Here is a 22,710-nt window from a genome sequence, read left to right as displayed (position 1 = left end):
TGGTCGCTATGGCGCCGCCGCCACCAGCGACGGGCCCGAACCTGCCACCACGCCTGGCACACCTACGCCGAAACCACACCATGATCACCGCAGGTCAGGACCGAAATTACAGCTGCCGTAACTGAGCGGTGTTGGCTCCGATTCTGACCAGCGCCGCCGGTTAGGATGATGATCCGGACGGCGGCCGGATCAAGGCTGCCGGGGATCCGGGCATCACAATGATCGTGCGCGTGTCGCACCGGCGTCATACCGATCGGGCAGGCGCTCGGAGAGTACGTGGAGTACGTCGGCCTCGCCGGGAAGGAATGGGTTCCACGATCGAACGTTTTGTGCGGGGCTTGTTTGATGCGATAGAGACCTGTCGTGACGGTCATTCAAGATGCCTGTTCCAGGTTCAGGTTGGGGCGACCGCAGTGCCCCTCCCGCGGATTCCTCCACCTGGAGCCGCCAGAACGGGGAGTTCGTGTCGGCTGGGTTGATTGATCCAGAGGCGATGCCGGCTCCGTCAGTCCATCTGGGTGATCTGGAGGCCACGGCGCGGGCGTTGAAGAAGGACGGCCGTGCGGTCGCGCGGGCGGGTTGCGGTGCGGACGCGGCGTGGCAGGGGTTGGCGGAGGTCTATCGGGCGCCCGAGTCAGAGATATTGGTGCGGGCGACCAGGCCGGTGGCCTCGCATGGCCGGGCGGTCGAGAACGAGCTGGCGGTGGTGGGGGACGCCCTGCTGGCTTTTGTGGACGAGGTCCGCCCGATCGTCGCGCGGTTGCACGGGCTGCGAGCGACGGCCCGTGATTTCCGTGCGAAGGTCGATGGTGATTGGGACGGCGATCCCGGGGATTGGCGGGACAACGGGGATTGGGTTGAGGAGAACAACCGGCTGAGCAACGATGCGCTGGCGGCCCTGGCGCAGTACCAGGACGCCGAACGAGCCTGTGCGAACAAGATCACTTCGATCTTCGGCGGCACGCGTTTCGTCCCGCTGGATGCGGCGTTCAAACGCCGTGGGGACCAGGCGTACGGCTGGAGTGAGGCACCCAAGGACGTCAAGACGCCATGGGGTACGCCGCAGGAGCACGACAAGCCCTGGTATGAGGATGTTCGGGACGGAATCACAGGGTTCGGTGACGTCATGGGCACCTTTTTCGGTGACCTCGCCGGGTTGCACGGTCAGAACGGCTGGTACTGGCGCACCGGCGTCGGCCGGTGGTGGGACAACATCAAGGGCAACTATCCCCGGATGCTCACGGACCTGGGCCGTCTGGAGCGTTCACTGACCGGGCAGCGTGGCGATTTCTCGGACGCATGGGCAGAATTGGGTCACTCTATCGTCCCCTGGCGGGAGTGGGCGGACCGCCCCGGCTACGTGGTCTCCCAGAGCCTGTTGAACATCGGGTCACTGTTCACCGCTGCCGGTGGGGTCAAAGCCGTGACCAAGGTCAAGCGCGGTGCAGGAGAAATCAACCCGGTCAATGTCCACCTGCCCAGGGAAAATGCCCTGCCCTCGCCCCACCCCGAGGAGCTGAAGGAGAGGATCCTGGAAAAGGGGCTGGAGAGTGTCGGTTGGTACCAATGGCGGGGCGGTCTCGAACCCACGGCCGCTGACGGCTGGAGGCTCCCAGAGAAGACCAGGTGGGGCTATCGCGATGATCTCGTTCGGTGGGTCTACGGCCATGGGCCCGAGCCTGGACCGACCAGCACGATGAACTGCTGGGAAGCTGTGATGCACAACGCCTACCGCGCCAATGGCGTCGATAAGGCGACGCTCAGGCAATGGCATGACGAGATAGCAGAAACGGTAATGAACACCTATCGCGCGACAGGCGACGAGGTGGCCGCCCGGTCGGCGTATTTTGGCAAAATTGGCGATTTTCTCGCACCGGGCGGACGTACCCAATTCACCATCGACCCGGTCACCCATATCGGCGGGCCCGACATTCCCGCGGCACATCTCATCTTTTTCGACCATCCGACGAGTGAATATCTCACCGCGAACGGTCACGCATCCGCGTTTGGCCATGTGATGATCAGTCTTGGCACGCGAGATGCACTGGGCCGACAAGAGGCGCTCAGCCACTTCACCTTCCCCGAGCGGATGCCGGATACCGAAGGCAGAACACGCAAGTATTTCGGTTTCATGCAGAGGACGTCTGTGGAGGAAGTGGTTTCGAGGTGGAAAGCGCACAACGCTCTGATCGAAGATCCTCTGATCGAATCGGCGATTCCGCGGTGGTTGATCGGAGGCTGACCGGATCCCCGAGACGCCGCCTCGCCGGCACTGGCGAAACGTCGAACATCATCAGTGGCGGCGTTTGGCGGCCCATTCTCGGATTTTGGCTATGCGCTTGCTGATGTCGTCGGCGCTGGCCTGGGCGATGGCGGGGCCGCCGCAGGCGGCGCGGAGCTCGGTGTGGATGACGCCGTGCGGTTTGCCGGTGCGGTGGTTCCAGGCACCGACCAGGCCGCTCAGCTCGCGGCGGAGGGTGGCGATGTCCTCGGCGGCGGTGCGGTCGGCCCGGTCCTCGCGGGGGTCGCCGGTCTTGCGCTTGCGCTCGTTGGCGATCTGGTCGGCCTGGCGCTTGCGGAGCAGCGCCGACACCTGGTCGGGTTCGAGGAGGCCGGGGATGCCCAGGTACTCCTCCTCCTCGGCGGAGCCGGGCTGCGCGTTCATGCCGAACTCGCCGCCGTCGTAGAGGACGCGGTCGAACGTCGCGGACGCCTCGACCGTCTCGAAGGGGAGTTCTTCGCCGACGTCGGGGTTGTCTTGTGCGCGGTTGGCCTCGGCGAGGAGGTCGTCGTCGAGGCCGTCCTCGCGGACCGGGCGGTCGAGGACGTGGTCGCGCTCCTCCTCCATGTCGGCCGCGTGGCCCATGAGGGTCGGGACCGAGGGGAGGAAGACCGAGGCGGTCTCGCCGCGTTTGCGGGCGCGGACGAAGCGGCCGATCGCCTGGGCGAAGAAGAGCGGTGTGCTCGTTGATGTGGCGTAGACGCCCACGCAGAGGCGCGGGATGTCGACGCCCTCGGACACCATGCGGACCGCGACCATCCAGCGGTCGTCGGTGTCGGTGAACCGCCTGATCTTCTTGGACGCGGTCGGGTCGTCCGACAGCACGATCGTGGCGCTCTGGCCGGTGACCGCCTTGAGCATCCCGGCGTAGGCGCGGGCGGCCTCGTGGTCGGTGGCGATGACCAGGCCGCCCGCGTCCGGGATGACGCGGCGCAGCTCGGTGAGGCGGCGGTCGGCGGCGGCGATGACCTGCTTGATCCAGTCGCCCTTCGGGTCGAGCGCCGCCCGCCACGCCTGGGCGGTCTGGTCCTGGGTGAGGGGCTCGCCGAGGGTCGCGGTGATCTCGTCGCCGGCGCGGGTGCGCCAGCGCATCTCGCCCGCGTACGCCAGGAAGATCACCGGGCGGACGACACCGTCGGCGAGGGCGGGACCGTAGCCGTAGGTGTAGTCGGCCCGGCTGCGGCGGATGCCGTCGGGCCCCTCGTCGTACTGGACGAACGGGATCGGGTTGATGTCGGTGCGGAACGGCGTGCCGGACAGCGCGAGGCGGCGGGTGGCGGGCTCGAACGCCTCGCGGACGGCGTCGCCCCAGGACAGGCCGTCGCCCGCGTGGTGCACCTCGTCGAAGATCACCAGGGACTTGCGGGACTCGGTCCGGTTGCGGTGCAGCGCCGGACGGGCGGCGATCGTCGCGTAGGTGACGGCCACGCCGTGGAAGTCCTTGCCGACCGGGCCGTCGCCGTTCTGGTACTCCGGATTGATCTTGATGCCGACGCGCGCCGCCGACTCGGCCCACTGCCGCTTGAGGTGCTCGGTCGGGCACACGACCGTGATCGCGGAGATGACCCGGCGCTCCAGCAGCTCGCGGGCGAGGCGGAGCGCGAACGTCGTCTTACCGGCGCCGGGCGTGGCGACGGTGAGGAAGTCGCGCGGGCCCGGCTCGGAGCCGTCCGTCCCGAAGTAGGCCTCCAGCGCCTGCTCCTGCCAGGCGCGCAGGGACGACGCCGTCCCCCAGGCGGCCCGCTCGGGGAACGCGGGGGGCATGCTCGATGCGGCGAAGGTGTTCACGGTTCTCGAAGGCTACCGAGCCCCACCGACAGTTCGGGCCGCACTCGCCTCACGTGTGCCGAGATCCACACGATGGCGGCCGTGCCCCTTCGCCCGGTACGCCGCCCAGGAATCCCGGATGAGGCTGCGCTGACCTGCGGTGAAGCCCCGCATGCAGGCGTCGTGCGCGTAGTCCATGAAGTTGTGCACCGGATCGCGGCCCCGTTGCGGGCACGTGTCGCGGGAACGCGGGCACGCCTGCGCCGGCTCCGCCTCGTACGGGGTGTCGGCCACGCCGTCGCCCGGCGGGGTGCAGCCGCCCTCGAACGTGTGCATCAGGCCGAGCCAGTGGCCGATCTCGTGGACGGCCGTGTAACCGCGGTTGAACTGCGTGAACGACCCGTGCGGCAGGCTGCGGTAGTCGATGACGACACCGTCCATGCGCGGGTCGCGCCGGTACCATTCGGGGAACGTGGAGAAGCCGAGCACGTCCGTCCCCACGGCGGCCGTGAAGACGTTGAGCGTGCCGCGCCCGCCCTTGCGAAGGCGCCGCTTGATGGGGCGCTCGTAGTGCTCCGGGTGGTAGAACCAGGCGGCGCTGTTCGTCCAGTCAGAGCTCTTCAGGCGGAACCTCACGCGGGTGTCCACGCCGCCCTTCTTGCCGCCGTACGCGGCGTTCAGCGTGGATATCTGCCGCTTGACGGCCTTCTTCGACAGGCCGCCCTGGCGTCCGCTGTGGAGGACGTGGAACCGCACCGGCACGACGAGCCGCTTCGCCGCCCGGCGGCTTGAGTCGAGACGGCCCTCGCCGGACGTCCCGTACCGGTCGAGGAGCGTGCGGCGGAGGTCGGCGAGCATGCCGGTGACCCGGTCGTGGCCGAGATCGGCCCGGTCGCGGGGGCGCGCCGCCCGCGCGGCGAGGTGGTGGACGCACCCGTCGTCCTTCGCCGCCGGCGCGGCCCCCACCCGCGCCCGATCACTCACCGAACCCGATACGGCACACGCCGTGACCATCAGTGCGCATGCCGAAACCCCGGCCAACCGCCGCATTCATCCCCCGTTTGTCAGGGACGTCCCGCCGGACCCCCGTCCGCCGCTAACACGCCCCGTTGTCAGAGCCGTCCCGTTCGCCGGAAACGCCCCGTTGATCAGAAACGCCGAGGTCCCGCGGTCGTGCCGCGGGACCCATGTGCCGCCGACGCGTCGCCGGGGCATGCGCGCATGCCGAGATCGGCGGCGCGCCCCGGCCGCCGCTCAGCGGGCGGTCACTCGCCGCCCTTGTCGCCTTCGCCGCCCGCCTTCATGCCCTCGTAGATCTCCTTGCACTCCGGGCAGACCGGGTACTTCTTCGGATCCCGGTTGGGCACCCAGACCTTGCCGCACAGGGCGATCACCGGCGTGCCGGTCACCGCGCTCTCGGTGATCTTCTGCTTCTTCACGTAGTGGGCGAACCGCTCGTGGTCGCCGTCACCGTGCGAGAGGTCCGGCCGGACGTCCTGCTGGGTGTCACTGTCGGGAAGGATCTTCGTACTCACGTCGTTCACCTTAGTTCAGCGTCGGGTCCTCGGGAAAAGTGGAGACGAACGCCAGGTCGCCGCCCTGCCGGCGCAGCACCGACTGCCACAGCCGGTCAGGGTCGCCGGCGAAGACGTCGCCGGCCTCGGCGGGCACCAGGTACCAGGAGCCGTCCTCGATCTCGGCGTGCAGCTGCCCCGCCGACCAGCCGGCGTACCCGGCGAACACCCGCAGCTGCAGCAGCTCGGCCGCCAGCAGCGCGGGCGGCGCCTCCAGGTCGACCAGGCCGACGCGGGAGACCTCGGTGCCGCCGTCCAGTGCGCGCCAGCCGAGCGGCTCGTCCTCGCCGGGCAGCCGGGCCAGGGCGAGCGCGCTCTCCAGCGCGACCGGGCCGCCCTGGAACACCACGGCCGGTCCGGTGACGAGCTCGGCCCACGGTTCGAGCACGCGGCCGACCGGTACCTCGGTCGGCCGGTTGAGGACAACGCCGAGTGTTCCCCCGTCCATGTCGTGCTCGACCAGCAGGACGACGCTCCGCCGAAAATTCGGATCCTCCAGCTGAGGGGTAGCCACCAGCAGGAGCCCCACCCTGATCCCGTCTTCCATGCGTTCCATCATGCGTTGCCCGGACCTCCGGCGGCACGTCCCAGGGCTCGTTAGCCTGTTACGCATTCCTATCGATGGGGATATCGGCACCACAAGGTCCTGGGTCGACAATGATCTAGGATCATCGGCCAGCCGCTTGGTGCGCGCCGGGAGGACAGCGATGCAGTTGCCCAGGGTCGTCATCGCCGCCGTGTTCATCGTGATCGGGGCGCTGATCGCGATCCCGGCCCTGTTCAACGGGGACGGGTCGGCGGCACCGGCCGCCAGCTCGACGTCCGCGAGTCCGAGCCCGTCCGGCACCTCGCCGTCGCCGACCCCGACCACGCAGCCGGTGACCGCCAGCATCGGGTCGGTGGCCTGCCCCGCCCGCACCGCGAACGTCAGGCTCCGCAACACCGGGACGCGCAAGGAGGACTTCTCGATCGAGAAGAACGACGACTCCGCCGCCGCCCCCGGCACGATCGGCCCCGGCCAGACCCGGACGGTCGCCGTCAAGCTCCGCGAGGACCGCAGCACCCGGGTCACCGTCCGCTGGGCGAACAAGCGGATCGAGAGCGGCACGCTCAAGGCGAACTGCAAGAAGGCGGGCGGCGCCGCGCCCAGCGAGACGCCGCCGAGCAGCCTGCCGCACACCGGCCCCGACGACGTGCTCTGGGCCCGCGCCGCGACCGGCGGCGCCGTCATCCTCACCGGCGCGATCATCTTCTGGTGGGGCGGCATCTGGCCGCGCCGCCGGGAACGGATGTTCGCCGACAAGAAGGCCGACTAGCGGAGCCGGTCAGGCCTCGGTGCGGGGCCGGCCGCCGGCGGCCTCGCGGACGGCGCCCGCGACGCGGGTGCTGACGTCCGGGTGGAAGACGCTCGGCACGATGTAGTTGGGGCCGAGCTCGTCCGGCGTGACGACCTCGGCGAGGGCCTTGGCGGCGGCGGCGAGCATGTCGAGGGTGACGCCGTCGGCCTGGGCGTCCAGCAGGCCGCGGAAGACGCCGGGGAACGCCAGCACGTTGTTGATCTGGTTCGGGTAGTCGCTGCGGCCGGTCGCGACGACGGCGCAGTGCTCGCGGGCCTCGTCCGGCGAGACCTCCGGCTCGGGGTTGGCGAGCGCGAACACGATCGCCCCGTCGTTCATCGTGCCGATGTCGTCGCCGGTCAGGATGCCGGGCGCCGAGACGCCAATGAAGACGTCGGCGTCCTTCACGGCGCCGCGCAGGTCGCCGTCGTAGCCGCCCGCGTTGGTGTGGTCGGCGATCCAGCGGAGCGAGTCGTCGAGGTCGTCGCGGCCCTTGTGGACGGCGCCGCGGTAGTCGCACACGACGAGGTTGCGGGCGCCCGCGTGCATCAGCAGCTTCAGGATGGCGCTGCCGGCCGCTCCCGCGCCCGCCATCGTGATGCGGACGGAGCCGATGTCCTTGCCGACGACGCGCAGCGCGTTCTTCAGCGCGGCGAGCACGCAGATCGCCGTGCCGTGCTGGTCGTCGTGGAAGACCGGGATGTCGAGCAGCCCGCGCAGCCGGGCCTCGACCTCGAAGCAGCGCGGCGCGGAGATGTCCTCCAGGTTGATGCCGCCGAACGCGGGGGCGAGGATCTGGACCGTCCGGACGATCTCGTCGGTGTCCTGCGTGTCGAGGCAGATCGGCCACGCGTCGATCCCGGCGAACCGCTTGAACAGCGCCGCCTTGCCCTCCATGACGGGCAGCGCCGCCTCCGGGCCGATGTTGCCGAGGCCGAGCACCGCCGACCCGTCGGTGACGACGGCGACGCTGTTGCGTTTGATCGTCAGCCGCCGGACGTCCTCGGGGTTGCGGGCGATGGCGAGGGAGACGCGGGCGACGCCGGGCGTGTAGGCCATCGACAGCTCGTCGCGGTTGCGCAGCGGCACCTTCGACTGCATCTCGATCTTGCCGCCGAGGTGCATCAGGAACGTCCGGTCGCTGACCTTGTGGATCTTGATGGACTCGATCCGCTCCAGCGCGCCGGCGATCGCCTCGGCGTGCTGGGTGTCGCGGGTCGCGATCGTGACGTCGATGCGCAGCGTCTCGTGGCCGGCGGTGTTGACGTCCAGGGCCGTGACGATGCCGCCGGCGTTCTCGACGACCTGGGTGATCTGGCTGACGGCCCTGCCGCCCGCCGGGACCTCCAGCCGGACGGTGATGGAGTACGACACGCTCGGCACGCTCGCCACGACAACTGCTCCCTTGCTCCGGGTCTGCCCTCGTCCCGCGCGTGCCGCTCCGGCGGGAACGGCGCGCCCGGGGGCCGCGGCCCGGAACCCGCCCGGTGACTCAGAAAGCCCGGGCCGCGCCGGCGATGAGCTCGACGGTCGCGTGCACGGGCAGCCTCGTGCTGTCGATCACGAGGTGGTAGAGCCGCGGATCGGCGGGGTCGGCCCCGTAAAAGTGCTTCACGTAGGCCGTACGGGCGCGGTCATTGTCGTCGAGCATACGCTCCACGGCGCGGTCCGGTGTCCCGGTCGCCCCAGATCGTTCCCGTTCAGCGGGCATCTCGCGGGCGGCGCGGGCCAGCCGCCGGTCGCGCGGGCCGTCCAGCCGGACGTGCAGCGCGTCCTCGTGCCCGGCCAGCACGACGGCGGCGGCGCGGCCGAGCAGCACGCCCCCGCCGCGGTCGGCCGTCCGGGCGATGACGCTCTCGGTCTGCTCGACGAACTCCTCGGGCGGGACGGTCGCGTTCTGCGGCAGGTAGACGTCCATGCCCAGCGCGAGGGTCGGCAGCCGGGCCGCGCCGGCGAGGATCCGGCCGATGCCGCTCTCGGCCCGGTCGTCGTGGGCGAGCGCCTCCTCCAGCGTGCAGCCGATCTCGCCCGCGACCTGGGCGGGGATGGCACGGTCGACGAACGGCAGCCCGAGCTCGGCGGCCACGGCGGGGCCGACGGCCGCGCCGCCCGCGCCGAACGCGGCCGAGATCGTCACTACGCGTGCGCTCACTCCCGTCCCATGCCCGCTGGGGGCCGGTCAGGAACGGCTCACGCGCCCTAGAACAGGGCGGACTGCAGGCCGCGGCGGGCCTTGGCGACGCGCGGGTCGTCCGGCGGCAGCAGCTCGAACAGCGACAGCAGGTGCTTGCGCACGGCGTCGCGGTCGTCGCCGGCGCTGCGCCGCACCGCGCCCAGCAGCCGGTCGAACGCGTCGTCGATGCGCCCGGTCACCATCTCCACGTCGGACGCGCTGACCTGTGCCTGGACGTCGCCGGGCTTCTCGCTCGCCTCCTGGAGGACGCGCTCGGCGTCCAGCGACCGCACGCGCAGGCTCAGCTGCACCAGGGCGAGGCCCTGCTTGGCCTGGCCGTCCCTGGGGTCGGCGGCGAGGATCCGCTCGAACGCGGCCTTGGCGGCGTCCAGGTCGCCGCGCTGCAGGGCGTCCTCGGCCTGGGCGTACACCGGGTCTTCGGCGGGGACGTCGGCGGCGTCCGCGGGCTGCTGCTCGCCCTCGGGGGCGTCCGGCAGGATGCCCTGCTCGCGGAGCGCCTCGAAGAGCTGGTCGATGGCCTGGCGGACCTGCGGCTCGGGCGCCGCGCCGTTCAGGAACGGCAGCAGCTGCCCGCCGACGACCGCCGCGACGAACGGGATGCCGCGCACGCCCATCTGCTGCATGTACGCGCCGAGCTGCGGGTTCGCGTCGATGTCGACCTTGGCCAGGATCCACTTGCCGGCCGCTTCGGTGGCGAGCTTCTCCAGGATCGGGCCGAGCTGCTTGCACGGGCCGCACCACTCGGCCCAGAAGTCCACGAGGACGGGGACCGACTGCGACCGGTCCACGACCTCGGTGTTGAACGTCTCGTCGGTGACGTCGACGACGTACGGGCCGCCGGCCGCGGCCGCGGCCGGGGCCGGGCCGCCGCCCTGGGTCCGGCGTTCCTGCTGCTTCCTTGCCGCGGCCTGGCGCGCCCCCAGGTCGATGGCCCCGTGCAACGAAAAGTCCTGAGAAGGCATGGGTCCATCCTGCCCCATGACCGCGCCCGCCCGTGCGTCCGTACGCTCCCAGCGGAGCGCGCCGCCCCCGGCCGGGCGCCCGCCTCGTCCGAGTCCGCGGCATTTCCGGTTATTCTTCCGCCTTTTTGAATTCTCTCGTCCGGTGCGGTAGGCAAAGAATCCAGGCGTCTCGCTGTAAAGGCAAAAAGATTGCTGACAGCCATCACCAAGCTTGGTTATAGTCACGATGTCGATGCATCGCGGCCCGGTTAAAGCGACCGGTGCCGGCGCCGCCCGAGGGCGGCCCGGCCCGGCGGGCTCCGCGTGGCGGGTTGGGGGACCCGAGGCCACCGGCGTCCGGCAGGCGCACCGTCCGGCCGCCGCGACCGCACGGCGAGCAACTGGGGGGAAGAACCTGTGATCGCGGAGCATTTCGCGATCGTGGCCCGAGGAATGGGTGTCCGCCGCGGGGGGCGGTGGCTCCTGCGCCCGGTGACCTTCGGCGTGCCCGAAGGCGTGGTCGGCCTGGCCGGTCCACCTGGTGCCGGTAAATCCACTCTGCTGGCCACGTTCGCGACCTTGCGCCGGCCGAATGCCGGCGTGCTGCACATTCTCGGACATGACATAACGAACACCGCCGGGCAGCGCGCGGCGCGGGCCGGAATCGGCTATCTGCCGGCCCGCTTCTCCCGCGCGGAGAGCATGACGGCCGGCGAGTTCGTCGCCTACGCGGCCTACTACAAGCGGACGAGCGCGTCCGCCGCCCGGTCCATGCTCCGGCGGCTCGACCTCACCGAGGCCGCCGGGACGGAACTGGCGCTGCTGCCGCCGGACGTCCGGCTCCGCGCCGGGCTCGCCGCCGCGTGCGTCCACGAACCCGACCTCGTGCTCCTGGACGACCCGTTCGGCGACCTGTGCGCCGCCGCCGAGCCATGGCCCACCGGCGCCGACGGCCCCGGCCGCCAGACGCTCACCGCCGCCATGGCGGAGCTGATCCCGGTGCTGCGCTCGCTCGCGCCGACCGTGGTCGTCACCGCCGACGCCGCCGACACGCTCACCGGCTGGTGCGACCGCCTGTTCACGCTCGCCCGCGGCCGGCTGGCCGGGCAGCCCACGCACTCGGCCACCGCGCGCCGGGGCCGCTCCGCGGCCGACCGGCGCGCGTCCGCCGGGCCGCAGGGCGTCCTCGAACCGCAGCCCGTCGAGGCGATGACCGGGCGCCGCCCCGCCCGGCCGGCGCTGCCGCGCCTCAGGCTGCCCCAGCTCCCCCTGCCGCTGCCGGCCAGGGCGGTGCGGCGGCCGCCCGCCCGGAGCGCCACCGGTGTCTGACCTCGGGCGGGTGCTCCGGCTGGACGCCCGTCGCACGGCACTGCTCGTCGCGGTGCCGGTCCTCACGGCGGTCGGGACGGCGGCCGCGGGGCTCTCGCTCTCCCCGTCGGTCGCGTACTGGGACAACACCGTCGTCGCGCTGGTCAACGCCGTCCGGTTCCTGGGCCCCGTCGCCGCCGGGCTCTCCGCGTGGGCGGCCGTGCGGGAGCGTCCGCTCGACTACCTGCGCGACCTCACGGCGCGCTCGCCCGCCACCGGAGTGCTGTTCGACCTCCTGCTGCTGTCGTCCGCGGCACTGGTCTCCTATGCGGCGGTCACGGTGCTGATCGTCGCCGTCACCCTCGTCCAGGAGGAGGCCGGGAATCCGCATCCGCTCGGCGTGGCCGCGGGCGCGGGGGCGCTCGTCCTGCACGTCGTCGCCGGTTACCTGACGGGACGCGTCGTCCCGCACCGCGCCACGGCGGCCCTCGTCCTCGCCGTGACGTCCCTGTGGGCGGCGCTACGCGTCCCCGGCATGTCGTGGTGGAGCCTCCTTCCGCCCGCGGCGTTCCCCCACATCGACCTGTTCACCACCCTGCGTCCCTGGGTGCTCGCCTACCAGGTGCTCTGGGCGGCCGGGCTGACCACCGCGCTGATCCTCGCCTACGTGGTGTGGGTGACGCGGCGGTTCCTGATCGTCCTTCCCCTGGCCGCCGCCCTGGCCGCGACCACGTCCGCCACGCTCGGCCTACACGACTCCACGGCGACCATCGCGCGCGTGCCCGCGGAGCCGGTGTGCCGGCGGTGGCCCCTGACCATCTGCGTCCACCCCGCGCTGCGCGACGCACTGCCGCGCCTCATGGAGGCGGCCACCCCGCTCGCCGCGCGCCTGGCCGGGACGCCCGGCGCGTTCACGCGGGTCGAGCAGCGTCCCGGGTGGGCGCCCGTCACGGTGGCGGACGGTGTCGCCGCCGTCCACCTCGACGAGGACCTCTCCCCCGGCTACGCGGTCCGGGCCGTCCGGCAGATCAGCGACGGGCTCAAGGACGCCGCGGCGTGCACGTCACCCGGCGGCTACCGTGCGATGGTCGACGCCTGGCTCCTCGGCGACGATCCCCCGGCCGTCTCCGACACGCGCACCGCGCGGCGGTTCGCGTCCTGGACCGAGCACCGGCGCCGCGCCTGGCTGCGGCTTCACTACGCCGAGTACCGCGCCTGCGCGCTCACCCCGGAGGACTTCCGGACGCCCCACCGCGGCAGGAAGCACCACTCCCGGCGCAGCGCCCTCGACACGAAGAGTCCTCTGCGTGACCGCGGCGGACCCCCAGCCGGCCACGGCCACGCAGAAGTTCAGACGCCCCGTCCGGCCGGCTCCGGCTCGGCGACGGGGGCGGCGGGCCTGGCCCAGTAGCGCTCGACGAAGAACGGCGCGACCGGCAGGACGGCCGCGCCGAGGGCGAGGACCGTGCGCCCGGCGTCCCAGCGGAGCGGCGTGCGGACCAGGAAGACAAGGCCGACGTAGGCCATGAACAGGACTCCGTGCACCGGGCCCATCAGCTGCACGCCGGCCGGCATGTCCGCGGCGTGCTTCAGCGGCATCGCGACCAGCAGCAGGAGAAGGAACGAGATCGCCTCCGCGACGGAGACGAACCGGAAAACACGAATCATGTCCACACCCCGCCAACGGCGCGGGCCCGCCCGCGGTTTCCGCCCGCCCTATGGCGTTGATCACACGGTCGTGTACGAACCGTGACGTTCACCCGCCTTCCGGACGTCTACTGTTTCCGCGTGGACTGGAGCCTGCTGACTTGCGCCCGCAAGGGCCACATCACCTACGCGCCGGACGAGGAGGCGCTGCGCGAGCGGCTCGTCGTCCCGTCCCCCATCGGCGCGGCGTGGCGCTGCCTGCGGTGCGGGACGTACGTGCACGGCGAGCCGAACGGCGCCGGGCCCGCCGACCGGGCGCCGCTGGTCAAGCGCGGCCGGGAGCTGCGGGACGCGTTCATCATGCGGTTCTTCGCGGTCGAGCGCGGCATCCGCGGCCTGATCGTGCTGGTCGCCGCGTACGGGGTGTGGCGGTTCGCCGGCAGCCGCGGCTCGATCGAGCGGATCTTCGAGAAGGAGGTCCCGCTGCTGCGCCCGCTCGCCGAGCAGCTCGGCTGGGACCTCGACCACTCCAAGGTCATCACGTCCATCCGGCACGTCTTCGACCTGGACGCGCGGACGCTGCGCTGGCTGGCCGTCGGCCTGATCGTGTACGGCGCGATCGAGCTCATCGAGGCCGTCGGGCTCTGGCTGCTGCAGCGCTGGGGCGAGTACTTCGCGGTCGTCGCGACGTGCTTCGGGCTGCCGATCGAGATCTACGAGCTGGTGGAGAAGGTCACCGTGCTGCGGATCGGCGCGCTGGTGCTCAATATCGGTCTCATCGTCTACATCGTCGTCACCAAACGGCTATTCGGCGTGCGGGGCGGGCGGGCCGCCCACGAGGCGCATCTTCGCAGCGAGTCGCTGATCGAGGTGGAGCTGGCGACGCACGAATCCGACCTGCGGCGCCCGGCCGCCGCCGAGCCCGAACCGGCGGGGTGAGGTAGCGGACGCTCCTGCCGGGAATGTCCCCGTACATGGCTCGCTCGGAACCGAAGAACGACGCGCCCCGCAAGTCGTCCCCCCGCCGGTCCCGCCTCCCAGGGCGCGGCCTGCTCACCCCCGTCGTGCTCGTCGTCGCCACCATCGCGCTCGTGCTGGTGGCGCAGCAGGCGCTGCGCGGGCTGCCCGGCTGGCTGAACCCGTTCGGCGAGGAGACGAAGGACCGCAGCGGGCCCGTCCTGCTGAAGTCGATCCGCGACCTGCACCGCTACGAGGCGGCGAGCGGCAATTTCCAGGTCGTCGTGGATCTGGAGAAGGACGCCAAGTTCCTGCCGTCCTCGCTGCGCGGCAAGCGGACCCTGTTCGTCGGCAACGGCTCCGTGGACGCCTACGTCGACTTCTCCCAGCTCGGCTCGGGCGCCGTGAAGGTCAACGCCGACCGGACGTCCGCGACCATCACGCTCCCCCGCGCGCAGCTGGAGCAGACCAACCTGGACTCGAAGCACAGCTACGTCTACGCCACCGAACGCGGCCTCCTCGACCGCTTCGGCGACTTCTTCAGCTCGAACCCGAACAACCAGCAGCAGCTCTACGTCCTGGCGTCCCAGAAGATCCAGACGGCCGCCGCGCAGAGCGGCCTGAAGGAACGCGCCGACGCCAACACCAAGTCGATGCTGGAGAACATGCTCAAGGCCCTCGGCTTCAAGACCGTCACCATCGCCCCCGAAGCCCAGTGAGCTCCGCCGCGGACCGCTGACCGCTATCGGCAACCCGCGAACGGACGACGCGAGGGCACTGCACAATGGCGTCCCACGCAGGCGACGGAGAGGAAGCGATGGGACACCCACCGTCACCCGTGAAGGCGTCCCCCCGGGTGATGAACCCGCTGTGGATCATCTCCCTGTTCCTGGGGCTCACGGAAGTAACGATCGGAGTCGTGACCACGCAGGCCACGGGCTGGATCCAGGCGCTGCTCGCCGTCTTCGCGGTGCTCTTCCCCAGCGGGGTCGCCGGCGTGTTCTTCCGCATCCTCTGGAAGAAGCCGTGGGTCCTGTACGCGCCCGGCGACTACGAGGACGAGGGGATCTTCAAGGACCTCCAGCAGCACGGGCACGAGTACGCCGCGACCGTCTCCACCGCCACCGACCGGAGCCTGGAGAACCTTGAGGCCGCCATGCGCTCGGCGTTCGAGAAGGTCGTCGATCCCGCGCTGGTCGTCGCGGCGGCGTCCGGCACGGGAGTCTCCAGTGCCGAGGACCCTGGCGATGCCGGACGGTCCGTGGTGGACGAGGCGGTCAAGATGGCTCGCGAGCACTTCCAGCAGCGCGTCATCGAGGTGGATCTGAGCGAAATCGACGCCGGCCTCGCGCGCTTTCCGCTGATCTTCCCCGTCACCGACTCCACGACCGTGGGGGATCTGCTGGACAACGTCTACTTCGCGATCGCGGCCTCCGTCAGGGTCCACTCCTACAACAAGTCCTGGGTCCTTGAGGATGCCGGGACGGGCCGTACCCACACCGAGATCGGCACGGCCTGGGCCCGGCGGGAGCTCAACGAGCAGCACGACTGGCGCCCCTTGTCCAAGGCGGGGATCGAACCCGGCTCGAGGCTGCGCGCGAAGTTGCTCCGCCCCGCGGACCGGTGATGGCCGGGTGCGCTACGGCTTCGGGACGCTGAGGATCAGCGCGTCGCCCTGGCCGCCGCCGCCGCAGAGGGCGGCGGCACCGGTGCCGCCGCCGCGGCGCTTCAGCTCGTAGGCCAGGTGCAGGGCGATGCGGGCGCCGGACATGCCGACCGGGTGGCCGACCGCGATGGCGCCGCCGTTGACGTTGACCTTCTCGGGGCCGACGCCGAGGTCGCGCATCGACTGGATGCCGACGGAGGCGAACGCCTCGTTGATCTCGATGAGGTCGAGGTCGTCGACGGTGAGGCCCGCCTTGCCGAGGGCGTGCTTGACGGCGTTGGACGGCTGGGACTGGAGCGAGTTGTCGGGGCCGGCGACGTTGCCGTGCGCGCCGATCTCGGCGAGCCAGGTGAGGCCGAGCTCCTCGGCCTTGGCCTTGGACATCACGACGACGGCCGCGGCGCCGTCGGAGATCTGCGAGGCCGAGCCCGCGGTGATCGTCCCGTCCTTGCTGAAGGCGGGGCGCAGCTTGCCGAGGCCCTCGGCGGTCGTGTCGCCGCGCACGCCCTCGTCGGCGGAGAACACGATCGGCTCACCGCGACGTTGGGGGATCTCGACCGGGGCGATCTCGTCGTCGAACACGCCGTTCTTGATGCCCTCGGCGGCGCGCTGGTGGGAGCGGGCGGAGAACTCGTCCTGCTCCTGGCGGGAGATGCCGAGCTTGGCGTTGTAGGACTCGGTCGACTCGCCCATGGAGACGCCGTCGAACGCGTCGGTGAGCGCGTCGTGGGCCATGTGGTCGAGGACCTCGACCGAGCCGTACTTGTAGCCGCCGCGCGACTTGGGCAGCAGGTGCGGGGCCTGGGTCATCGACTCCATGCCGCCCGCCACGACGATGTCGAACTCGCCCGCGCGGATCAGCTGGTCGGCGAGCGCGATCGCGTCCAGCCCGGACAGGCACACCTTGTTGACCGTGATGGACGGGACGCTCATCGGGATGCCCGCCTTGACCGCCGCCTGGCGGGACGGGATCTGGCCCGCGCCGGCCTGCAGCACCTGGCCGAGGATCACGTACTGCACCTGGTCGCCGGACACCCCGGCCCGCTCCAGCGCCGCCTTGACCGCGTGCGCTCCGAGGTCGGCGGCGGAGAAGTCCTTCAGCGAGCCCATCAGGCGTCCGACGGGGGTGCGCGCTCCGGCGACGATCACGGACGATGCGCTCATGTGGGGGCCTCCAAGGGGTGCTGCGGCGACGTTTGCCACGATACCCAGGGGAGCGGCGTTCGGTTCCGTTCGCCCCCGCCTGGCCGCCGGAGAGGGAGTAACGCCCATGCTGACCCGTATCGACCACATCGGCATCGCCTGCCGCGATCTGGAGGCGACCGCCGAGTTCTACAAGGCGACCTACGGCTTCACCGACGCGCACTTCGAGGTGAACGAGGAGCAGGGCGTCCGGGAGTGCATGCTCAAGATCAACGAGACGGGCGACGGCGCGGCCAGCTACCTGCAGCTCATCGAGCCGATCCGGGACGACTCGGCGGTCGCCAAGTGGCTGGAGAAGAACGGCGAGGGCGTCCACCACATCGCGTTCGGCACGGACGGGACGGTCGCCGGCGAGGCGGCGGAGATCGCCGGCAAGGGCGTGCGGGTGCTGTACGACGCGCCGCGCAACGGATCCATGGGATCTTTGATCAACTTTTTGCACCCGAAGGACTGCCACGGCGTCCTGACCGAGCTGGTGCAGAAGCGCCCGGCGGCGGAATGATCTTGCTGGCCGGGCGGTGCGCGGGCGCGACCGGATCGTGACGTGTTCGATATCACGGTCACGGGCGGCGGGGCACGGACCGCCGCTCTGTGACCGTTCAGACACATCTGGTGTATTTGCACCCCTGACACCTGGGCGGCCGTAGGCTTGCCGCACGCCCGAACAAAAGGGACATTCCACGCAGCGCGTCAAGATGAGCCCCCAACACGGCAGTGTCCGGAGTACGCTTCATTCGCCGGAAGAGGTCTGGGGCACTGCGCCCGTTCATGTCAGGCGATCAACCGGTCCCCGGAACCACCCGTAGCCCCGTCACATCAGGATTGAGCCACATGCAGTCCGACATCGACGCCCAGCTCAGCAACTTCTTTGAAGACACGCCCCCGCGCGAGTTCGACGTGGTGCTTCGCGGCTACGACCGGCACCAGGTCGACGAGCACATCAAGACGCTCGACAACGAGGTGCGGCAGACCCGCGAGCAGACTTCGGCCCTGCAGCGGGAGCTGTCGGACGCCCACCGTCAGCTGCAGGAGCAGGAACGTCCCACCTACTCCGGTCTCGGCGCGCGCATCGAGCAGCTGCTGCGGCTGGCCGAGGAGCAGGCCACCGAGCTCGTCCAGGCGGCCCGGTCCGAGGCCAACGAGATCAAGGCCGCCGCCAAGGTCGACGCCGCCGAGCAGCGCGCCACCGCCGAGAACGACGCCTCCGAGCTGCGCGCCAACGCCCAGCGCGAGGGCGACGACATGCGGAACGCGGCCGAGCGCGAGGCCGAGGAGGTGCGCACCTCCGCCCACCGCGAGTCCGACGAGCTGACCTCCACGACCGAGCGCGAGGTCGCCAAGCTGCGCGCCACCGCCGACCACGAGGTCGCCGAGAAGCGCGCCGCCGCCGAGCGCGAGATCGCCAAGCTGCGGACCACGACCGAGCGCGAGGTCGCGCAGCTGCGCGCGTCCACCAAGCGGGAGCGCGACGAGATCCTCACCACGGCCAAGCGGCAGGCCGACGAGATGCGCGCGCAGGCGCAGCGCATCCTGGAGGAGAGCGAGGCCCAGCGCGCCCAGGCCGAGGCCGAGTTCGAGATCCAGCTGGCCGCCCGCCGCGAGGAGGCCGACCGGCAGGACGCCGAGCGCCACTCCGCCGCGCAGGCCGCGACCCAGAAGCTGGTCGCCGAGGCCGAGCAGCGGGCCACGTCCGCCGAGCAGCGGGCCGCGAAGGCGACCCAGCAGGCCGAGCAGACCCGGCGCGAGGCCGACTCGCACGCCAAGCAGCTGATGGCCAACGCCCGCAAGAACTCCGACAACGTGATCGCCGAGGCCAAGGGTCAGGCCGAGCAGCTGCTCGCCGAGACCAAGTCCGAGGCCGACCGCGTCCGGACGGCGGCGCAGCGGCAGGTCGACGAGCTCACCCGGCAGCGCGACAGCATCACCAGCCACCTCAACCAGCTGCGCCAGCTCATCGGCGGCGTCGCGCCGACGATGGGCGACGCCGAGATCGCCGCGCCCCCGGAGAAGGCCGCGATCCCGGCCGCCGAGCCGAAGCCGGCGCCGGCACCCGCACAGCAGGCCCAGCCGAAGCAGCAGCAGCCGCAGCCGGCCGCGAAGGCCGCGCCCGCCAAGCAGGCACCGGCCGCCAAGAAGTCCGAAGAGGACGACGAAGACTGGTGGCAGGAGTGACCGTCTGACGGTTGACGCGAGGAAAGCCTGGAGGCGGTGAAACGCCTCCGGGCTTTCCTTCGTCTCACACCCGTAGGCGCAGGACCGAAGGAGAGCGGCGTGCCCGACGAGACCCCCCACGAGGACGGGCCGGAGCCGGCGTCCGGCACGGGGCGGCCCGCGACGGGCCGCAAGGTCCCCCCGCCGGCCTGGCCCGGTGACGACGATGACGCGGCGGAGCCGGCGTCCGCGTCCGCGGACCCGAACTCCGGCGACGACGACACCGCCGATCCGGAGCCCGCGTCCCCCGAGGAGGACGTGCAGGACGACGCCGTCGCACCCAGCGGTGCGCTGCGGCCCGAGGAGATCGAGGAGCCCGTGGGGGAACGCGACCCGGCGACCGGCGCCCCGGTCACCCTCCCGGCGACGACGCAGGCCGCCGACCCGGTGGCGCCGGAGCCCGGCGCGCCCGACCCGGCGCACGACGTCGAGCAGCGCAGGCGCGAGGCGGGCGTCGACCAGCTGTTCCCGTTCGGACGGCCCGGTCAGCCGCTCGGCCGCGCGCACCCGTTCGTGTTCGGGTTCACCGCGGCACTCGGCGTCATCACCGCCTGGATGCTGGTGAAGGCCGCGACGAACGCCAAGTCCGTGATCGTGATGATCGTGGTGGCGATGTTCCTCGCGGTCGGGCTCAACCCGGCGGTGGAGCGGCTGCGCAGGTTCGGGCTGCCGCGCAGCGCGGCGGTCGCCTCGGTGTTCCTGGTCGTGATCCTGTTCTTCGCCGGGTTCGTCGCGTCCCTCGTCCAGCCGGTCACCGAGCAGGTCACCGAGCTGCGCAAGAACATCCCCGAGTACGTCCAGCAGCTGCAGAGCAACGAGACGCTCGCCGACTGGGACAAGCGCTACGGCCTGCTCGACCGCGCCGAGAAGGCGGTGAACAGCCCCGACTTCCAGAACGGGCTGACCGACACCGCCACCGGCATCGGCAAGGTCGCGATCAACGGCGTCTTCCAGACGGTCACGATCCTGATCCTGACGCTCTACTTCATGAGCTCGCTGCCGCAGATCAAGACGTTCTTCTACCAGCTGGCACCGCGCACCCGAAGAGCCCGCGTCGCCCTGCTGGGCGACGAGATCCTCGACCGGATCGGCGGCTATGTCGCCGGGCAGTTCACGATCGCGTTCATCGCGGGACTGTCGTCCTACATCTTCCTGTCGATCGTCGGGGTGAAGTACGCCCTCGCGCTGGCGCTGATCGTCGCGGTGACCGACCTGATCCCGCTGATCGGCGCCACGATCGGGGCGATCGTGGTGTGCCTGGTCGCGTTCCTGACCGGGAGCACCACCGATCTGATCATCTGCGCGATCTTCTACGTGGTGTACCAGCAGGTGGAGAACTACCTGGTCTATCCGCGGGTCATGAAGCGGACCGTGGACGTCCAGCCGGCCGTCACGATCGTCGCCGCGCTGGTCGGCGCGGCGCTGCTCGGCGTGGTCGGCGCGCTGCTGGCCATCCCGACGGCGGCGGCGATCTCGCTGCTGATCCGCGAGGTCGTCGTGCCGCGCCAGGAGACCTTGTAAGCGCCATGTCAGGGGTCTAGTGCGCGGTGCGGGCGAGGGCGGCGGCGAACTCCGCCACCGCCTGGTTGAACAGGTCCGGCTGCTCGACCGCGCACAGGTGCCCGGCGCGCGGGATGACCAGCAGCTCGGCGTTCGGCAGCGCGTCGGCCATGGCGCGGGCCTCGTCCTCGGTGGCCAGCTCGTCCTCGTCGCCGACCATGACGAGGGCGGGGGCCCGGACGCCGCGGAGCGTGCCGAACGCGTCGTCCCGTCCGGCCATGGCGCGCTGCGCCCACGCGGCGGCGTGCGGCGGGGTGGCCTGGACGAGACCGCGGACCCGCCCGTAGATCAGCGCCCGCTGCCGGTAGGTGGTGGGGCCGACGAGACCGGGCAGCACCTCGTCCGCGAGGACCCGGGTGGTGCCTTCGATCTCCAGCCGCTCGGCCTGCCGCAGCCGGTTCTCCCGGACGGGCGCGGTGTCGGCGGCGGCGCGGGTCGCGGCGAGCACCAGCCCGAGAACGAGGTCGGGATGCCGCCGGCACAGCGCCATCGCCACGTACCCGCCCATGGACAGCCCGCCGATCACCGCCCGCCGGACGCCGATGCCGCGGCACGCGCGGGCGACGTCGTCGGCCATCGCGTCGATGGACGGCTCGTCGTCGCCGAGCACGGACCCGCCGAATCCGCGCAGGTCAGGGGTGATGACCCGGAACCGGCCCGCGAGGCCCTCGCGCTGGGCGAGCCACATCGCCGAGGACAGCGGGAAGCCGTGCAGCAGGACGAGCGGCGTGCCGCTTCCGACGTCTCGTGCGTACAGCTGCACCGTCACTCGGTCATGGTTACCCGCTATCGCGGCCTTGTGGCGGGAGTGGCCGCGATCGGCCGCGAACGATGCTATCCGTCTGGTTCGTCCCATTCGGTGGGGAGCGGGTAGGCGGCCGGCGCGACCCGCTTGACGATCTCGTTCAGGACGATCCGGACATAGGGCTCGCCCACCCACAGGTGCTTGGCGTTGTCCACCCCGATCACCTCGGCCTGCGGGACGCGCTTGAACCGCTCCCGCGCCTCCGCCGGACGCAGGTAGTCGTCGAACTCCGGCACCAGGGCCACGACGGGCCGCCCGTCGGCGCCCCACGCGTCCAGGTCGGCGTCGCCCGCGCGCTTCAGCGGCGGCGACAGCAGGATCGCGCCCTCGACCAGCGGGTCGCGCCCCCACTTCAGCGCCAGCTCGGTGCCGAACGACCAGCCGAGCAGCCACGGGTGCGGCAGGTCGTGGTACTCGGTGTACTCCAGCGCCGCCGCCACGTCGAAACGCTCGGTCTCGCCCTCGCCGAACTCGCCCTGGCTCGTCCCGCGCGGCGACGCCGTCCCCCGCGTGTTGAACCGCAGCACCGCCAGGTCGGCGAGCGCGGGCAGCCGGTAGGACGCCTTGCGCTGGACGTGGCTGTCCATCATCCCCTGCGCCGTCGGCAGCGGATGCAGGCAGACCAGCGTCGCCACGGGCGGCCGCTCCGGCGGCAGCGCCAGCTCCCCGACCAGCTCCAGCCCGTCGGACGTGTGCAACGTGATCTCCTCACGCCGCGCCGGCAGCACCGAAGCCGCCCTGATCTCCGCCATGAGTCTCCTTAGTAGCGCGGTTTAGTAGCGCGGTGCGTTGCGGGACCGCTGGACGCGGGGGGAGCGGCGGGTGCGGGCCTGCCAGCAGGGGCGATGCCAGTGCCGGCGGTCGTCGCCGGCGTCCCCCGCGCGCCAGGCGACGACGTGCGCCACGCCCGGTGCGATCTCCTGGTCGCAGCCAGGGCACCGGTACGCCTTGGTCGCGTTGGCCCCGGCGATCGGCCGGACGATCCACTCGCCGTCCGGCCCGTCCTCGGTCTCCTGAACCCACGATCCGCCCGCCGGGGGGCGTCCAGAGACGGTGCGGCGATTCTTGCGGGGGCTCATACTCCGAGCATATTCATCGAGCGGAACTCGTCCGTGTTCGCCGGTGCTCGTCCGTGCTCGTCCGGCGGGCTGGGGGCCCGAGGACGGTCATCGAGCGGACCTCGCCCGTGCTCGCCGGTGCTCGCCCGTGCTCGTCCGTTGAATGGTGGCGGGCGAGCACCGGCGAGCACGGGCGAGGTC

Annotated in this window: 22 protein-coding genes; 10 read left to right on the top strand and 12 right to left on the bottom strand. The window is 71.4% G+C overall.

What is annotated here, in order from left to right; genetic code table 11:
- The first annotated feature begins 463 nt into the window (after positions 1–463).
- On the top strand, positions 464–2,242 hold the full coding sequence (locus E1293_RS26065) for a hypothetical protein (RefSeq protein ID WP_132200114.1): 1,779 nt from the start codon (positions 464–466) through the stop codon (positions 2,240–2,242).
- 51 nt (positions 2,243–2,293) lie between these two features.
- Here E1293_RS26065 and E1293_RS26060 read toward each other — a convergent pair whose 3' ends face one another.
- The 4 genes from E1293_RS26060 to E1293_RS26045 all read right to left on the bottom strand — a co-directional run bounded on the left by E1293_RS26060 (position 2,294) and on the right by E1293_RS26045 (position 6,169).
- Entirely contained in the window at positions 2,294–4,045 is a 1,752-nt protein-coding gene (locus E1293_RS26060; RefSeq protein WP_207939102.1) for a DEAD/DEAH box helicase, read from the bottom strand.
- A 36-nt stretch (positions 4,046–4,081) separates the two neighbouring features.
- Positions 4,082–5,032 (bottom strand): zinc metalloprotease, encoded by a 951-nt coding sequence (locus E1293_RS26055; protein WP_243716550.1) that lies wholly within the window; start codon positions 5,030–5,032, stop codon positions 4,082–4,084.
- A gap of 281 nt (positions 5,033–5,313) precedes the next feature.
- Positions 5,314–5,583, bottom strand: coding sequence for a DUF3039 domain-containing protein (locus E1293_RS26050; protein ID WP_132200111.1), 270 nt, complete (start codon positions 5,581–5,583; stop codon positions 5,314–5,316).
- A gap of 10 nt (positions 5,584–5,593) precedes the next feature.
- Positions 5,594–6,169 (bottom strand): YqgE/AlgH family protein, encoded by a 576-nt coding sequence (locus tag E1293_RS26045; RefSeq protein ID WP_132200110.1) that lies wholly within the window; start codon positions 6,167–6,169, stop codon positions 5,594–5,596.
- A gap of 160 nt (positions 6,170–6,329) precedes the next feature.
- Here E1293_RS26045 and E1293_RS26040 point away from each other — a divergent pair, with 160 nt between their 5' ends.
- Positions 6,330–6,938, top strand: coding sequence for a hypothetical protein (locus E1293_RS26040; protein WP_132200109.1), 609 nt, complete (start codon positions 6,330–6,332; stop codon positions 6,936–6,938).
- Positions 6,939–6,947: 9 nt separating this feature from the next.
- Here the strand turns inward: E1293_RS26040 and E1293_RS26035 are convergent, their stop codons facing one another.
- The 3 genes from E1293_RS26035 to E1293_RS26025 form a co-directional block, all read right to left on the bottom strand.
- Complete coding sequence (locus tag E1293_RS26035) at positions 6,948–8,351, bottom strand: NAD-dependent malic enzyme (RefSeq protein ID WP_132200108.1); 1,404 nt, start codon at positions 8,349–8,351, stop codon at positions 6,948–6,950.
- Between the two features lie 100 nt (positions 8,352–8,451).
- On the bottom strand, positions 8,452–9,111 hold the full coding sequence (locus E1293_RS26030; protein ID WP_132200107.1) for a cytidylate kinase-like family protein: 660 nt from the start codon (positions 9,109–9,111) through the stop codon (positions 8,452–8,454).
- 47 nt (positions 9,112–9,158) lie between these two features.
- On the bottom strand, positions 9,159–10,094 hold the full coding sequence (locus tag E1293_RS26025; RefSeq protein WP_132200106.1) for a tetratricopeptide repeat protein: 936 nt from the start codon (positions 10,092–10,094) through the stop codon (positions 9,159–9,161).
- A 453-nt stretch (positions 10,095–10,547) separates the two neighbouring features.
- Here E1293_RS26025 and E1293_RS26020 point away from each other — a divergent pair, with 453 nt between their 5' ends.
- Positions 10,548–11,423: an ATP-binding cassette domain-containing protein gene (locus tag E1293_RS26020; RefSeq protein ID WP_243716552.1), complete on the top strand. Its 876-nt coding sequence runs from the start codon at positions 10,548–10,550 to the stop codon at positions 11,421–11,423.
- Positions 11,416–12,813, top strand: coding sequence for a hypothetical protein (locus E1293_RS26015; protein ID WP_207939101.1), 1,398 nt, complete (start codon positions 11,416–11,418; stop codon positions 12,811–12,813). Before E1293_RS26020 ends, E1293_RS26015 begins: the two co-directional genes overlap by 8 nt.
- On the opposite strand, the gene E1293_RS26010 is transcribed toward E1293_RS26015, so the two are convergent.
- On the bottom strand, positions 12,753–13,070 hold the full coding sequence (locus E1293_RS26010; protein WP_132200104.1) for a DUF3817 domain-containing protein: 318 nt from the start codon (positions 13,068–13,070) through the stop codon (positions 12,753–12,755). The genes E1293_RS26015 and E1293_RS26010 overlap by 61 nt on opposite strands.
- A 120-nt stretch (positions 13,071–13,190) precedes the next feature.
- Here E1293_RS26010 and E1293_RS26005 point away from each other — a divergent pair, with 120 nt between their 5' ends.
- From E1293_RS26005 to E1293_RS25995, 3 genes are all read left to right on the top strand, one after another.
- Positions 13,191–13,988, top strand: coding sequence for a DUF2127 domain-containing protein (locus tag E1293_RS26005; protein ID WP_132200103.1), 798 nt, complete (start codon positions 13,191–13,193; stop codon positions 13,986–13,988).
- Between the two features lie 35 nt (positions 13,989–14,023).
- On the top strand, positions 14,024–14,725 hold the full coding sequence (locus tag E1293_RS26000; RefSeq protein WP_243716548.1) for a DUF4230 domain-containing protein: 702 nt from the start codon (positions 14,024–14,026) through the stop codon (positions 14,723–14,725).
- 98 nt (positions 14,726–14,823) lie between these two features.
- On the top strand, positions 14,824–15,633 hold the full coding sequence (locus E1293_RS25995) for a hypothetical protein (protein ID WP_132200101.1): 810 nt from the start codon (positions 14,824–14,826) through the stop codon (positions 15,631–15,633).
- A gap of 12 nt (positions 15,634–15,645) precedes the next feature.
- Here the strand turns inward: E1293_RS25995 and E1293_RS25990 are convergent, their stop codons facing one another.
- Positions 15,646–16,836 carry an acetyl-CoA C-acetyltransferase gene (locus tag E1293_RS25990; protein ID WP_207939099.1) on the bottom strand — a complete coding sequence of 397 codons (1,191 nt, stop codon included), beginning with the start codon at positions 16,834–16,836 and terminating at the stop codon, positions 15,646–15,648.
- Positions 16,837–16,942: 106 nt separating this feature from the next.
- On the opposite strand from E1293_RS25990, the gene mce reads away from it, so the two are divergent.
- The 3 genes from mce (at position 16,943) to E1293_RS25975 (ending at position 20,607) form a co-directional block, all read left to right on the top strand.
- Positions 16,943–17,377 (top strand): methylmalonyl-CoA epimerase, encoded by a 435-nt coding sequence (gene mce, locus E1293_RS25985; protein ID WP_132200100.1) that lies wholly within the window; start codon positions 16,943–16,945, stop codon positions 17,375–17,377.
- A gap of 329 nt (positions 17,378–17,706) precedes the next feature.
- Positions 17,707–19,047, top strand: coding sequence for a DivIVA domain-containing protein (locus E1293_RS25980; protein WP_132200099.1), 1,341 nt, complete (start codon positions 17,707–17,709; stop codon positions 19,045–19,047).
- A gap of 99 nt (positions 19,048–19,146) precedes the next feature.
- On the top strand, positions 19,147–20,607 hold the full coding sequence (locus tag E1293_RS25975) for an AI-2E family transporter (RefSeq protein ID WP_132200098.1): 1,461 nt from the start codon (positions 19,147–19,149) through the stop codon (positions 20,605–20,607).
- Positions 20,608–20,623: 16 nt separating this feature from the next.
- Here E1293_RS25975 and E1293_RS25970 read toward each other — a convergent pair whose 3' ends face one another.
- The 3 genes from E1293_RS25970 to E1293_RS25960 form a co-directional block, all read right to left on the bottom strand.
- The gene (locus E1293_RS25970; protein ID WP_243716546.1) at positions 20,624–21,415 is read right to left on the bottom strand and encodes an alpha/beta fold hydrolase; all 792 of its coding nucleotides are present in this window, start codon (positions 21,413–21,415) and stop codon (positions 20,624–20,626) included.
- A gap of 65 nt (positions 21,416–21,480) precedes the next feature.
- Positions 21,481–22,203, bottom strand: coding sequence for an alpha/beta hydrolase (locus tag E1293_RS25965; protein WP_132200096.1), 723 nt, complete (start codon positions 22,201–22,203; stop codon positions 21,481–21,483).
- A gap of 21 nt (positions 22,204–22,224) precedes the next feature.
- The gene (locus tag E1293_RS25960; protein WP_132200095.1) at positions 22,225–22,530 is read right to left on the bottom strand and encodes an ATP/GTP-binding protein; all 306 of its coding nucleotides are present in this window, start codon (positions 22,528–22,530) and stop codon (positions 22,225–22,227) included.
- Positions 22,531–22,710: the final 180 nt, after the last annotated feature.

This window comes from Actinomadura darangshiensis, from assembly GCF_004349235.1.
Lineage (GTDB): Bacteria > Actinomycetota > Actinomycetes > Streptosporangiales > Streptosporangiaceae > Spirillospora > Spirillospora darangshiensis.
This window is presented reverse-complemented; position numbering and strand designations above follow the sequence as displayed.

Bases quoted from the DNA above. Each gene is read 5' to 3' on its own strand.
- E1293_RS26045 (WP_132200110.1), bottom strand. From the start codon at position 6,169: ATGGAAGACGGGATCAGGGTGGGGCTCCTGCTGGTGGCTACCCCTCAG.
- E1293_RS26020 (WP_243716552.1), top strand. From the start codon at position 10,548: ATGGGTGTCCGCCGCGGGGGGCGGTGGCTCCTGCGCCCGGTGACCTTC.
- E1293_RS25965 (WP_132200096.1), bottom strand. From the start codon at position 22,203: ATGGCGGAGATCAGGGCGGCTTCGGTGCTGCCGGCGCGGCGTGAGGAG.
- E1293_RS25960 (WP_132200095.1), bottom strand. From the start codon at position 22,530: ATGAGCCCCCGCAAGAATCGCCGCACCGTCTCTGGACGCCCCCCGGCG.
- E1293_RS25990 (WP_207939099.1), bottom strand. From the start codon at position 16,836: ATGAGCGCATCGTCCGTGATCGTCGCCGGAGCGCGCACCCCCGTCGGA.
- E1293_RS25980 (WP_132200099.1), top strand. From the start codon at position 17,707: ATGCAGTCCGACATCGACGCCCAGCTCAGCAACTTCTTTGAAGACACG.
- E1293_RS26000 (WP_243716548.1), top strand. From the start codon at position 14,024: ATGGCTCGCTCGGAACCGAAGAACGACGCGCCCCGCAAGTCGTCCCCC.
- E1293_RS25995 (WP_132200101.1), top strand. From the start codon at position 14,824: ATGGGACACCCACCGTCACCCGTGAAGGCGTCCCCCCGGGTGATGAAC.
- mce (WP_132200100.1), top strand. From the start codon at position 16,943: ATGCTGACCCGTATCGACCACATCGGCATCGCCTGCCGCGATCTGGAG.
- E1293_RS26010 (WP_132200104.1), bottom strand. From the start codon at position 13,070: ATGATTCGTGTTTTCCGGTTCGTCTCCGTCGCGGAGGCGATCTCGTTC.
- E1293_RS26060 (WP_207939102.1), bottom strand. From the start codon at position 4,045: ATGCCCCCCGCGTTCCCCGAGCGGGCCGCCTGGGGGACGGCGTCGTCC.
- E1293_RS26040 (WP_132200109.1), top strand. From the start codon at position 6,330: ATGCAGTTGCCCAGGGTCGTCATCGCCGCCGTGTTCATCGTGATCGGG.